This is a genomic window from Alloalcanivorax sp., assembly GCF_964221125.1.
GTDB lineage: Bacteria > Pseudomonadota > Gammaproteobacteria > Pseudomonadales > Alcanivoracaceae > Alloalcanivorax > Alloalcanivorax venustensis.
The window spans coordinates 1-12,690 of the sequence record NZ_CAXPXK010000072.1 but is presented as its reverse complement, the minus strand read 5'-3'; the positions used below and the strand labels follow the sequence as shown (position 1 = coordinate 12,690).

Here is a 12,690-nt window from a genome sequence, read left to right as displayed (position 1 = left end):
GCAGGGTGCCTTCCACGGTGGTCTGGCCACCACTGAGCGTGATCGACTGGCCCGGGTCGACCTGGACCGTCGCCCCTTCGCTGATCGCGATGGCGCTGGGCCGGCGCTGGCTCTCGGACTTCAGGGTCAGGCTGGCGCCGTCCCGACGCACCACCCGTCTCTCCTCCGGGAGCGCCTGATACAGCGGTGGTGTCCAGACTTCCAGCGCCGCATCGCGATCCACCGCATTAATGATCCCGGGCCGGTAACGGTACACCGGCATGGCCACGTCGATGCTGGCGCCCTCGGTGACATGCACACCGCGATGACCGTTGACCTCATAGTTCGAAAAGCCGTTTTGGAAGTATTCCGGAGCCAGGGTGGAAACCGCTTCCACCCTCACGTCTCTATCCAGAACGATGCCGGCACCCAGGGTCTGACCCGGCGAGAAGACCGCGTCCACCGGCAGGGGCGTGCCGGCTTGCGCCACGGCCATGCTTTCCGCGACGGGCAGCCCCTGCGGGAACACATCGGCGGGCACCACATAATCCGGCGCCGGCGACCCCTGGGTGACGGTAATGGTGGCGCCGGCGGGGACCGTCGCCCCGCCCTGGTACACCGAGCCGCCGGCCAGAAGCATCACCCCGTCCGGCACCACCCAATCCGCCGCCAAGGTCACACCCGGACCACCATTGATGGCCAGGGGGCTGTCGCCGAAAGGCTGGCCCGGCAGGGCCTGGGTGCGGCGATACTCATAGTTGAACGGCAAGGTGCCGCCGGCTTCAATCACCACTTCTTCCAGCAAGGTGAGATCCACCGGTACTTCCTGACCGGCGGCGAGCAGCCCTTCGGTCTCAAACAACTCGTCGCCCACGACGATGGCCTGGCCGGATTCGATCGACAGGGTGCCACCGCCATCGACACCATAACCGCGCAGATCGCCATCCAAGGTGAGAACCCCGTTCTCCGACGTGCCGCTGTTGTCATTGACCGTGGTCGCGGCGCTCAGGGTGATGTCGCCGCCACGGCCGCCGAGCAACTGGCCGTCGGCGGTGACCGCGCCGCCGGAGGAGACATCGATCAGGCTACCGGCTTCCAGGGCGACGTCGCGGCTGGAGGCCAGCGTCACGCTGCCGCCGTCGCGGTGCGCCAACGCGGCGGTGTCCGGTGTTCGTATTTGGTTGCTCCAAAGACCACGGGCGTCCAATACCCCCTCGGCGCCGAGCCGCACATAGGTATCGCCGTCGGCGCCGGTCAGTGCGGTTCGTGCCGCACCGCCATTGCTGTTTACCACGTCGATGATATTGGTCAGGGTAATGTCGCCGCTGCGCGCGGTGACGGTGGCGTCCACGTCGACCTGGCCGGAGGCCAGGCGCACGTAGCCGCCGGGGGTGACGTCCAGGTCCTGCTCCACGGCGATGCCGCTGGCGCTGACCAGATCGAGACCGCCGAGGCCCTGCTCGCTGAGGCGGGCGGCGTCCAGCCAAACGGTGCCGAGCCGCTCGCCGAGTTCCGCGTCCCGTTCCAGTTCGCCGGCGACATCCTCGATGTCACCGACGCGCACGTCGCTGTCGAAGCCGCCGCTCAGGCCGAGCAGGCCGTACTTGCCGAGCAGCAGTTGGCCGGCGCGGGCGACGCTGTTCTGTGCCTGGCTGTAGCCGTCCAGGCCCTGGGCGCGGGCGCGGTTCTGACGTTCGCCGTTGTAGACTTCGGCGACGATGTCGCCCTCCAGGATGGCGGTGGGCGCGCTGACGATCAGCCGCCCGGCGTCACGACCGGTGACGTAGCCGTTTTCCAGGCGCTTTTCGGGGTTGATCAGCGGGTTGCGCCAGGCGTCGGTCTGGCCCCAGCGTTCGCTGGTTCGTTCGTAGCCCCGATAAAGCCCGGTATAGCGCAGGTAGCCCGGCGCGGTAGCGGCGTCGTAGAGGTTACCGTCGGCGCCTTTCAGCCAGGTCTGGCGAATATAGCCGGTCTGCACGTTAAGGGTGCCGCCGGACAGGTTGACGGCGGAGCCGCCCTGGGCAATCACCGCGTCGCCGTGCAGCCGCACGGTGCCGCCGGCGGCGGCCCACTCGCCAGCGGAGTGCGCCACGGTGTCGAGATAGCCGCCCACTTCCAACAGGCCGCCGGCGGTGTACCAGCGGTCGGTTTCATAGCCGCCGGTGCCGGCGGGCACGTGGATCAGTTCACGGCGGTCGATCCAGACGTCGCCGTTGCGCAACGCGCCGCTGTCGCGGTTGACCGGGGAATCGCGCTGTTCGTTGCTTTGTACATTGATCAGGACGTTGTTGGATTCCATCGCCACGCGCACGCCGACGGCGCCGGACACATCCAGCTCGGCGCCGCTTTCCACGCGCACGCGGTCGCTGGCGGCAACGGCGATCTGGCCGCCGGTGGCCTGGGTGAGCGAGTCGTCCTCGAAGATCACGTCGCCGCCGGAGACGATCTCCACGCGGGACTGGTCGCGGCGGTCGGGCAGCTCGGCCAGGTTATCGAAGACGCCGTCGTTGAGACCCTCGCGCTCGAGATCGTACTCCGCTGATTCGTCGATCAATGTCTGGCGACGGCTATCCAGCGCGGTGCCGCCGTCCTCATCGATCACCACGGCGGTGACACTGCCCTCGCCCAGCGTCACCTTGCCGGACGCGTCGCTGGCGGAATTCAGCAGGTGGACGGTGCCGCGCTTATCAACGCTGGTGGTGGCCACGGCCACGCCCTGCTGGCGTACGTCGTGCCCGGTCAGCGTAATGTCGCCTTCGGACGAGAGAATCAGACCGCTGTTGGTGACCGTGCCGGCGCTACCGTCGAGGGCGCTGGCGGCGGACTGACGGCTCGCCACTTCGTTGCCGTCGGTGGTGGAGGCCAGGTTCTCCTCGGTGCCACGGCCTTTACGAATATAAAAATCCTCACCGGCGGCCAGCGTGGTCTGGCCTTGCTCGGTCACGATCTCGCCCTGGTTGTGCACGTTCCGGCCGGCGAGCAGCGTGTAGCCGCCGCTCTGGGTGGCGGACCCGGGCGCGGCGGTGGTCAGCCGGGCGCCGGCCTGCACGTCGATGTCGCCCTGGGCGTTGGTGAACACCGCCTGGCTGCCTTCGTTGTCACCGTACAAGCCGCGCTCGCGGAACTGTTCGTCGCTGATGTCCGCCGCCGCCGCCACCAGATTGCGCACGTTGACCTGGCTGGAGCCGCTGAACACCACCCCGTTGCGGTTCACCAGCATCACCGTGCCGTCGCCTTTGATCTGGCCCTGGATCTGGCTGGGCCGGGCGTTGGGATCGTTGACCCGGTTCAACACCGCCCAGTTGGCCTGCTGGTCAAAATCCACGGTGGTGTCACGGCTAACGTTAAAGGTCTCCCAGTTAAGGATCGCTTTGTTGCCGGTCTGCTTGATATTAACCGTGGTGTGGCCGTCGCGGACCGACTGGGTCGGGTCTTCGGCATTGAACCAGCCGGCGGTGTCCGGGTTCGCGTCTACCTTCAGGCCGCCTTCCGCGAGACCGTCGGGAATATTCGAGGCCGCCTGTCGGGCCGCCTGCCGGGCGGCTTCCTGGGCCGCCCGCTGGGCGGCGACGGCGCCGGCGGTGCGGGTCAGATTATCGATCGAGCGCCGCAGTTTCTGGTTGGCCTGGCGCTGCGCCTGCATCCGGGCGTCCGCGGCGGCGCCGGGACGGGGCGCCGGCGCGCTGGCGCTGGCCGCCGCCTTGGCCGCCAGCCACTCGGAACTGAGCGGCCGGGGCGCGGCTTCCGCCAGCCCGGCCGTTCCCACCGCCAGAACTAACGCGACAGCCCGTGCCAGCGGCTTTACCGCGAAGGGCTGATCCACGGCGGTGCGATTCATTGACGCATTGGACGGAACGGCTTTTCTCATTTTCATCGGGAACTCTCTCAAGGCGAACACGGGTGCGGCCCGGTACACCACGACCAAGGGTGGCTGGACTCTTTGAACTAGATGGTTAATACGCCGCCCGACCGCAGTTATTTCATGGAAAATTCATAAATCCGTGCCGAAAAATATTTGTGACATCTTTCCGACATAAAACAGCGGTAGGGTGGCAATTTGCGCAATCGTTTCAGCCGTGCCTCCCGTCCTATGATTATTTCACGCTGTCTGGTGACCGTCCGTCGCTTGCTGAGCGTGGCCGCTTTGGGGGCTTTGCTGACGTGGCCGTCGGTGGGCCGGGTGGCCACCACGGTAATGTTCGATATGCCCGCGCAGCCCCTGTCTCAGGCGCTCGCGGCGTTCAGCGAACAAACGGGGATCTCTATTTTGGTAACCAGCGATCTGATCCATAATAAAATCGCCGCGCCGGTGCATGGCCGGTTGACGCCATCGACCGCGCTGCGGGCGTTGCTTGAACCCACCGATCTGGAAGTACGCCGGGTTGACGCATCCGCGTGGACACTGCTGCCACGCGAACCGCAACACACCGACACCGTCACGCCACCGGCCAACACCGTGACCCGGGCCTATGCCGGGGCGGTGCAACGTCATATCGCCCGGCTGCTGTGTCGCGGCCATGCCGATCAGCTCGGGCGAACCCGCCTGGCGTTGCAGTTGTGGGTGCGCGGCGACGGTCTTATCGAACGCGTTCACGTCCTCGACTCAGAGCACGCGCCGCGTTGGAGCAGCGCCGTTCACGAGACGCTGGAGGGCAGCCGAATCGCCGCTCCGCCCGCCAACCAACCCACGCCCCTTACGGTGCTGCTGGTCCGTGACGGCGCGTCGCCCTGCGAACGGACTGGGGAGCACTAAGATGCCCGATACGTTCCACCAGCCGCTACGCGATCTGCTGGTGCTCCGCTACGACGAGTTTCGCCAACGCCTGCGCAGCCGGCTCGGTTCCCGGCAACTGGCGGAGGACGCGCTTCAGGAGACCTGGCTGCGTGTTGACGCCATGCGCGACAGTACCGCCGTTCGTCATCCGGCGGCATACTTGTTCCGTGTCGCTCTCAACGTGGCCGAAGAGCAGCGCCGCAAACAGGCGCGGGTGATGACGCTGGATGAAGTGGAAGATCTTTATCTGATGGCTGATGAGCGCGCCGACCCGGCCCGCGAGGCGCTCGGCGAACAGGAGATCGCCATGCTGCGGCGGGCTCTGTCGGAGTTACCGCGGCGCCGCCGCGCCATCGTCACCGCCGCGCGACTGAACGACGTCCCGCATAAAGAGATCGCCGCGCGTCACGGCGTCTCCCTGCGCACCGTCGAAAAGGAACTGAAAGCCGGTCTTGAGCACTGTTGCAAACGCTTGGACCGGGAGTACATTCAACGCTTCGGGCCGAAAATAAAAAGGCCGCCGTCATGAACAATCAACACGCCGCTAACAATCCCGACAACGATCGGATCAGGCGGGAAGCCCGCGAGTGGGTTGTCCGGCTCGCTTCGGGCCAGGCCACATCCGCCGACGGCGACGCCTTTCGGCGGTGGTGCGCACGCAGCCCGGCGCATGCGGAAGCCTTCGCGGAGTGCCGCCAGGTGTGGCGGGGGATGCAACAGGCCGCGGAACCGACGGCATCGCCGGTGGCGTCCTTGGGTGGCGCCCGGGAGCGACGCTTCAGCCGGCGCGCCCTGCTCGGCGGTGCCGTGGCCGCTTCCGTGGGTTGGGTGGCACTGCGTTCACCGCTGGACCTCTGGCCCGACGCCAGCGCGCTGTCGTCGGACCTGTGGACCGCCACCGGCGAACAGCGCGAAGTGGTTCTGCCACAGGCCGCCACCGTCCTCTTGAACACCCAGACCCGTGTCGACCTGCAACGCCGGAACGACACCGTTACCGGCCTTGTTCTGCGTTCCGGGGAGACCGAAATCACCACCGTGGCCAATACCCGGGACTTCATGGTAAGCGCCGGCCAAGGGCGGATCGCGGCGGGGCGCGCGCGTTTCAATGTGCGCTACACCGACGAGCGGGTACGCGTGACCTGCCTGGAAGGCGAGGTCGATGTCGCCCATGGCGCCCAGCGATCACGACTGGGGCCGGCTCAACAGGTGGTGTATAACGATATCCGACTGACCGATGTGCAAGATGTTGATACGCGGCGGGTCAGCGCCTGGCGACAGCGCGTGCTGGTATTCGACGGCATGCCGTTGAACCAGGTGGTCGACGAGGTGAACCGGTATCGGCCGGGCCGGATCGTGCTGCTGGATGATCGCCTTGGACGCACGCCGGTGCAGGCGTATCTGTCACTGGACCGGCTCGACGATTTCGCCACGCTGGTGCGGGAAGTGCACGGTGCCAACGTTCGCTCGCTACCCGGCGGCGTCTTGATCATCAGCTGAGCCGGTGGCGCGATAGTTACGTAGATAGAGCAGGAACTCCCGCATCAACCGATCCCATAACTCCACTTGAGTGCGCAGGTGGCCCGCACCGACGCCGCCCGCCACGACCACATCCATCTCAAGAACCAAAAAGTCAACCTGGTGAGTGAGCCGGCTGAACCGCTTATCGCGGTTCCAATCGGATACCATGTTTTCAGGTAACGTCCCCTGGATACGCAACGCACAGCTCAGCGTAAAATCGAGCATTTCCGGGCCTTCGCCAACCGGGTTGCCCGGCCTGACCGCGAAACCGATGCCCTGGCTGGCGCTGAGCAGTTGTTTGCCGCCGTTCTGCTCACTTTCGTTGGTGCGGTAACCGGCGCCTTGTAATACTTCCGCCAGGTATTGCAGACTCACCGCTTCGATCATGTCGCTCTTTTGTTCACTCATTGTTGCGCGCCTCCTCGGATTGATCCGTCTGCTCGCCGTCGTCGGACGACGTCTCCGTTACTTGCACCTGATTGTTGTAAAGGCGATCGCCGAACGCCTGCGCCTGGTTTTCAAACTCCACCCGCGCCGAGGCCGCCAGCGGCTGCCGCATACGGAACAAGCTTCCCGAGCCCAGATTCTGATAGGCGTCGAGAATTTCCCGGCCGGCCGAAAACAACGCTTCATTGCGTTCCACGCAGGTCCGCAGTGCCGCGGCCCGCTCCCGCGCCTGCTTCTCCCAGGTCATTCGTTGCGCCTCCTTCTCTCTCGCCAACGCCAGCAGCTCGTCATAGGCGTCCCGCACTTGCTGGGCGCGCTCCTGACTGGCGGCGATTCGTGACTGGCTTGCCCGGCGTTCGGCAGTGAGCTTGCCTTCGCGGTCATCAAGGCGCGCCTGAAGCGCCTCCACTTGCGCCAGGGCGTCATCCCGCTGCGACTCGGCCTTGGCGCGCGCCGCCTCCAGGCGTGCCTGCCGGGACTGAAGATCACGCAGCTGCTGGGTGGTGTTACGCAGCTCAGCCCGCAGCCTCTGTTCAAGGCTCTCCGGTGCCTGCGCCCATGCGGCCGGGACGGAGACCAGGCCGAACATCAGCGCCAGCGCCAGCAACCAGCGCGCGCCCGCTCTATCCTTGTCATTCCGATCCATGACTTGCCTGGTTAGCGTTGTTCCCATTTTCCTTCTCCTCGTGCGTCAGAAGCGGGCATTCAATTCGATCTGTAACACATCGATGGCCAGCGGCGGACCGTATACTTCATCCGTACTCAGCCAGCGTCCCTGGGCGAAAACCCCATCGGTGAAGGCGTAGGCGCCCCCCAGGTAGTAGCCCTTGGCGTTGGTGCCACCGAGGTGAAAGACGGAATCGTTAAAGGCGTCCGGCAATGCGTCCGGCTTAATGTGCTTGTAGCCGGCGAATACCTTCCAGTCGCCGACGCGCTCGAGATCCAGGGAGGGGCCAAAGGCAGCGTGTACCATCCAGGCATCGCGGCCGCTTTTTAGCTCGCCGTTCTGGTCGAAGTTGTTGATCACTTGACCTTCCGCGTTGCGGAACATCTCTTCCTCGCTGTAGCCATTGTTATAGACATAGTTGCCGGCGAGGCGCAGCTTGTAGCCGCCGATAAAAGGGGTGTCCCAGCGCAGATTGAGGTCGAACAATTCGAACTCAGAGGCCAGGCCGACCAGTTGCGGCATGGCGGTACCGGCTTCGTCAGCCGGGTTGAGAGCGATGTCACGCAGTAGGAAAAGGGTGTTACCTTTTTGCATGAAGGCCGGCGCCGAGTCATCCGTGTCGCAGGTGTTGTCGCCGTAATAGAGCACGCACTCCGAGGATCGCTCACCACGAAGGTTGTGGAAGTCGTAGTAGGACAGCGCCACCAGGAAGCGGTTATCCTCATTAAAACGCCAGTCGGCGCCGATCTGCGTACCCAGCAGCCACTTGTCATCGCTGCCTTTCTTATCAAAATCCCGCGACGGGAAATCGTCCGATGTGTAGGAAAGAGGGAACGCACCCAGGGTGCCGAAGAAAGCGCCGTTTTCGCTGAATGTGACGTCGCCCCAGCTCGCGGACACGCCATCGAAATTCAGATCGCCGTCGTACAACAGATCCGACGAGACAAACGGGTTCTCCGCGCGACCGGCGGTGATATTCCATACCCCCGGCGCCCAGGTGATGCGCGCCCGATCCAGCCAGATATCTTTCTTACTTAGGCCGCCGCCCAGGGTCTGGTTGGTGGATACCGGGCTGTCGCTACTGCCGGTGGCGATGCGCAGGCCCGCGCTCCAGGTGTCGGTCAGCGCCGCTTGCAAACCGAAACGGGCACGCACACGCAGCCGGTTCTCCCGAGACTCTCGCGTGTTCAGTAGCGGTGGCTGTGTCAGGCCCCGCAAGTCATAGTTCTCATCATTGAACTCGTTGAAGTCGAAAATTTCGACGCTGTTGTCTCCGGAGTAAAAGCGGGATTCATTCCGCACGCGCACATCACCGAAGAGCGTGATCCGTGAGGCCCAGTCAGGCAAGGTATTGGGCGCCGCCCAGTTTTCCTCTTTGGCCTGGGCCATCACCTCGTCCTTGACCTCGGCGCGGATTTCATCGCGCACCGTCTCCGGGATATAGGGCACCCGCACGTCGCCTTCGCGTATTTCCGGTTCGGCCCGCTGTTCCGCCGCCACCGCCTCCCGGCGAGCCTGCTCCATCAGCGCCTGTGCCTGCTGCGCGGTGATCACGCCCTGCTCGACCAGAAGGCGAATCAGATGGACGGTGGTGTTGGGGGTAGTGTCCGCTTGCGATGGCGTGGCGGTTTGCGCCACGGCCGGGCCGGCCAGCACCGCCGCGAGGGCCAGCGCCAGGACCCAACGATGAGATTGCCTGTTCATGTTATGTCGCTCCTGAAACGTTCATCTTGTGAGGTTGCCCTGGTCATCCCGGCCGCCGCCCCTGCAGCGACATACGCACCGGCAGGTTGAGAGACTCCGGGGGCGGTTGATCCAAAGGTTGAATGTCGCGCAAGGCGGCGATTACTTTTTCGTCCACGTCTTCATCGCCGCTCGATTCGAGCAGCTGTACCCGAGTCACCTGTCCATAACGGTCAAGCCACAGATTGACCTCGACCCGGTAACTCAGATTGCGGATGCTCCGGTTCTCGCGAAGCGCCTTCTGAAACGCGTAAGAGAGGTACTGGCCATAGGTGGCGTTCCCCACGCCGGCACCGGAACCGCCCATTCCACCGCCGCCGCCGGCGGCAATGTTGAAGGCGTCGGTTCCGGCCTGCGCCTCGCCATCGATCTGCATGGCGTCGGAGAGATCCTCCGCCGGCGACGGCGGCTCATCCGGGGTCGGCTCTTCCACCGGCGTAGGCTCTGGTTCCGGCTCCGGTTCCACCGCTTCTTCGGGCTCCGGCTCCGGTTCGGGTTCCGGTGTCTCCTCGGGCGGCGGCGGTGGCGGCAGCGGAATGATCATCTCCTGCTTCGCGACCTGGCGACGCACTCCGGCGGTGTCGTTGGCCCACAGCCAGACCAACCAGCTCAGCACGGCCAGCCCGAGCAGCGCGGCGGCGACCCATGCGAACCGTGGTATCGGGGTTGACCGTCGCCGGCCAGACGGGCCAGGGCGCGGCCCGTGCCCACCGGTTTTTCTACGGCGCTTCCATCTCGGTGATTCGGTTGGCATCTCGGCTAGGGTCCGTGCAGTCAGTTCTTGGGCTTGCCGGTAACCAGCCCGACCTGGGCCAGTTCAAGGCGACGCAGAATATCCAGCACCTCCACCACCTTCTGGTACTGCACCGCGGCGTCGCCGCGCAGGACCACGGGGAAGTCCGGATTGGTGGCTTTCTCGGTGCGCAACCGGTCTTCCAGTTCCTGCAGGGTGACCGGGTAAGCATCGAGAAAGACCTGCCCATCGTTGTTCACCGAAACCGCCTTGGTCTTGGGTTCCGATAAAGAGACGGAAGCGCTCGCCTTGGGCAAATCGACCTGGATGCCCGCCACCTGCGCGGTGGCGGTAAGAATGAACATCACCAGCACCACCATCAGCACGTCGACCAAAGGGGTGATGTTGATGCCGTCCACCGGGCCGTCCATTTCATCGTCGTCCATCGAGGCTCTTACGGAAGCCATGGCGCTCTCCTTAAGCGATTACGTCGCGGGAAGTGGTTCGATGCTTATCGCCGCTGGCGTCGAGCACCGGCGCCGTGCCGCCGCGCTGCTCGGCCAGGCGGGTGACGAATTCATCGAGGAAGACGCGCATATCGGAACTGATATCGCGGTTGCGTCCGTTCAGCCGGTTGTAGGCGAACAGCGCGGGAATGGCGACGAACAGGCCGGCGGCGGTGGCGAGCAAAGCGGCCGCCATACCCGGCGCCACCGCGTTGATATTGACGTTGCCGGCCATGGCGGTGCCCAGGAACACAACCATGATACCCATTACGGTGCCCAGCAGACCGATGTACGGACCGCCGGCGATGGCGTTCGACAGCACACCCAGCCGATGTCCCAGCGTGCGGTTCTCCTGGGTCCGCACCGCGTCCATGGACGCGCGGATCGCCTCCAGGGTTTCCGACGAAATACGGTCGGTGTCCGCGCCTTGTTCACGCCGGACTCGCAGTTCGTGCACCGCCACCTGGTAGAGCCGCCACAGCGATGAATAGTGCAGCCGTTCACCCAGCGAGCGATCGTCGGCGAGTTGTTCCAGGCGGGTGCCGACACCGGAGAAGGCCTCACGGAATTCGCTGTTGGCTTCGTCCACCCGACGCGTATGGCGGAACTTCTGGAACATCACCACCCAGGTCTGGACCATCATCACCATCAAGACGGCGATGATCACCCAGGCGTCGATAGGCACCGCGCTGAGCAGGAAGCCGAGCGCGCCAAAGCCGAACCCGGACTGCTCCTCGTCGACACCAAACTCCAGCAAGCGGGATTCACCGCCTTGGGATTGCACGCTGGCCTTCAGAAACGCCGCGGACCTGGCGACCCGGGAGAGACGCACTTCATCCATGGCGCCGCTAAAGCCGGCGGCAACCGGCGTGGCGCTTGCGTCATTCGCGGCCGCCTCCTCATCCGCCGGTGTGGTGGCCGCTTCCTCTTCATCCGTGCCGGCCACGGCCGCCACGCCGTAGCCCGGCACATCGCCGCCAAGGGCGGCCGGCGTATTGAACGCCGGCAACGCACCATCGAGGGAGGATATCGGCTGTCCATTCAAATAGAGGGTGATCTGGCGTCCGTCGGCAGTCACCGCTAAGTGCTGCCATTGGTCCGCGGTCAACGGCTGTGCCTGGCCACTGCGCTGCCCGTTTACCTCCACGAAAGGCAGCCCGTTTTCCAGGCCGATCAGCAGCGAATTACCGGCGTCCCGGCGGGCGTAGAGGAGCTGCTCGCCGGTGGACTGTGGTGTGCGTACCCAGGCGCTGAAGGTGAACTGGCCGGACTCCGGGATCGAAAGCGACGGCGACGCCGGCAGCAGCAAGGGCTCGCCGCTGAATTGCGCCGCCTGTGCGATCACACCCGATGTCGTTCCAGGCACCGCGTTTTGCGTGTCGTTGGCGTAAGCGGTGGCATCATCGACGGTGGCCCCCGGGGCACTGTCAAAATGATAGACGGCGGCGTAATCCGCATCGAAGATCTGGCTGCTGTCCAGGGCCGGCGCGTCAGGATTGCCGTAGTACATCCAGATATCCTGGCGCGCGCCGCCCTGCATCTCGGGCACGTCCACCCAGATATAGGCGACGCCCAGCAGAGAATCGAAACTCTCAATGCGATGGTTGAAGACGGTTTCGTCGTCCGCCGCCACGAAGCGCAGATCCGTGCCGTTCGCTTTCACACCGTCGAAACTGAAGTTGCCGGTATGCAGACGCACCAGCAAGGGAATGCGCCCCACCTGATCGGTGATGGCCGCACCCTGTTGTGTGGTGTCCAGGGATATCTGCTTGCGGTAGCTCCAATCTTCTTGCCACCAGGCATGGGCCAGGGTCGGCAAGAGCGTCCCCAGGCAGGATAAAAGAAAGACGAGTAAGCGTTGTCGCATGGTCAGGCACTCCGAAGAACTGGCTGTGTTAGGTGTTATTCAAAATCCGGCGGTCACACTAAAGTGGACTCTGGGGTCGTATCGCTCGGTATCGGCGCCGTCGGTAAGCGGATAACCGAAATCCACGGAACCACTGAGGCTGTCGCCGATCTCGGCGCGTGCGCCGATACCGACGCTGGCGAGATCAAAGGTGTCATCCTGGTCCGGCAATGGGTCCTGGAGTTGCAGCTGGGCGCCTTCCGCGAAGACGTGGAAACGAAACATCGACCAGGGATTGCCGAACCACTCCGCCAGCGACGGCGTGCGCAATTCGAAACTGGCCAGATAACCGTCATCCGCGGCCTGCTCGGCGGCCAGATAGCCGCGTACCGAACCGCTGCCGCCCACCGCGAACTGCTCGTTGGAAACCAGCGGGCCGGAAGCCAGCTGGGTACCGAGCTTGGTGGCCAGAATCCA

General features: G+C 64.7%; 11 protein-coding genes. 3 read left to right on the top strand and 8 right to left on the bottom strand.

Annotation, left to right across the window (positions count from 1 at the left end):
• On the bottom strand, positions 1–3,817 hold a 3,817-nt coding region (locus tag ACEQZD_RS09085), incomplete at its 3' end, for a filamentous hemagglutinin N-terminal domain-containing protein (RefSeq protein ID WP_370185067.1).
• Between the two features lie 252 nt (positions 3,818–4,069).
• Here ACEQZD_RS09085 and ACEQZD_RS09080 point away from each other — a divergent pair.
• From ACEQZD_RS09080 to ACEQZD_RS09070, 3 genes are read left to right on the top strand one after another with little or no spacing between them, the layout of a single operon-like run.
• Positions 4,070–4,732, top strand: a complete 663-nt coding sequence (locus ACEQZD_RS09080; RefSeq protein ID WP_194854976.1) for an STN domain-containing protein — start codon at positions 4,070–4,072, stop codon at positions 4,730–4,732.
• A 1-nt stretch (position 4,733) separates the two neighbouring features.
• Positions 4,734–5,282 carry an RNA polymerase sigma factor gene (locus ACEQZD_RS09075; protein ID WP_194854977.1) on the top strand — a complete coding sequence of 183 codons (549 nt, stop codon included), beginning with the start codon at positions 4,734–4,736 and terminating at the stop codon, positions 5,280–5,282.
• Entirely contained in the window at positions 5,279–6,250 is a 972-nt protein-coding gene (locus ACEQZD_RS09070; protein ID WP_194854978.1) for a FecR domain-containing protein, read from the top strand. The genes ACEQZD_RS09075 and ACEQZD_RS09070 overlap by 4 nt, the downstream gene beginning before the upstream one ends.
• Here the strand turns inward: ACEQZD_RS09070 and ACEQZD_RS09065 are convergent.
• From ACEQZD_RS09065 to ACEQZD_RS09035, 7 genes are all read right to left on the bottom strand, one after another.
• Positions 6,221–6,679: a YbjN domain-containing protein gene (locus tag ACEQZD_RS09065; protein ID WP_194854979.1), complete on the bottom strand. Its 459-nt coding sequence runs from the start codon at positions 6,677–6,679 to the stop codon at positions 6,221–6,223. The genes ACEQZD_RS09070 and ACEQZD_RS09065 overlap by 30 nt on opposite strands.
• Positions 6,672–7,364, bottom strand: coding sequence for a DNA repair protein (locus ACEQZD_RS09060; RefSeq protein ID WP_194854980.1), 693 nt, complete (start codon positions 7,362–7,364; stop codon positions 6,672–6,674). Before ACEQZD_RS09060 ends, ACEQZD_RS09065 begins: the two co-directional genes overlap by 8 nt.
• A gap of 45 nt (positions 7,365–7,409) precedes the next feature.
• Positions 7,410–9,089, bottom strand: a complete 1,680-nt coding sequence (locus tag ACEQZD_RS09055) for a putative porin (protein ID WP_370185064.1) — start codon at positions 9,087–9,089, stop codon at positions 7,410–7,412.
• A 43-nt stretch (positions 9,090–9,132) separates the two neighbouring features.
• A complete protein-coding gene (locus ACEQZD_RS09050) occupies positions 9,133–9,744 on the bottom strand; it encodes an energy transducer TonB (protein WP_323745319.1) in 612 nt (203 codons plus the stop codon).
• A 158-nt stretch (positions 9,745–9,902) separates the two neighbouring features.
• On the bottom strand, positions 9,903–10,328 hold the full coding sequence (locus ACEQZD_RS09045) for a biopolymer transporter ExbD (RefSeq protein ID WP_067609111.1): 426 nt from the start codon (positions 10,326–10,328) through the stop codon (positions 9,903–9,905).
• A gap of 10 nt (positions 10,329–10,338) precedes the next feature.
• Entirely contained in the window at positions 10,339–12,234 is a 1,896-nt protein-coding gene (locus ACEQZD_RS09040; protein WP_194854983.1) for a DUF2341 domain-containing protein, read from the bottom strand.
• A gap of 39 nt (positions 12,235–12,273) precedes the next feature.
• The coding region (locus tag ACEQZD_RS09035) for a ShlB/FhaC/HecB family hemolysin secretion/activation protein (RefSeq protein WP_370185062.1) at positions 12,274–12,690 on the bottom strand (417 nt) is incomplete at its 5' end.

Coding starts and splice junctions, on each gene's coding strand:
- ACEQZD_RS09065 (WP_194854979.1), bottom strand. CDS start 6,679: ATGAGTGAACAAAAGAGCGACATGATCGAAGCGGTGAGTCTGCAATAC.
- ACEQZD_RS09045 (WP_067609111.1), bottom strand. CDS start 10,328: ATGGCTTCCGTAAGAGCCTCGATGGACGACGATGAAATGGACGGCCCG.
- ACEQZD_RS09075 (WP_194854977.1), top strand. CDS start 4,734: ATGCCCGATACGTTCCACCAGCCGCTACGCGATCTGCTGGTGCTCCGC.
- ACEQZD_RS09080 (WP_194854976.1), top strand. CDS start 4,070: ATGATTATTTCACGCTGTCTGGTGACCGTCCGTCGCTTGCTGAGCGTG.
- ACEQZD_RS09060 (WP_194854980.1), bottom strand. CDS start 7,364: ATGGATCGGAATGACAAGGATAGAGCGGGCGCGCGCTGGTTGCTGGCG.
- ACEQZD_RS09055 (WP_370185064.1), bottom strand. CDS start 9,089: ATGAACAGGCAATCTCATCGTTGGGTCCTGGCGCTGGCCCTCGCGGCG.
- ACEQZD_RS09040 (WP_194854983.1), bottom strand. CDS start 12,234: ATGCGACAACGCTTACTCGTCTTTCTTTTATCCTGCCTGGGGACGCTC.
- ACEQZD_RS09070 (WP_194854978.1), top strand. CDS start 5,279: ATGAACAATCAACACGCCGCTAACAATCCCGACAACGATCGGATCAGG.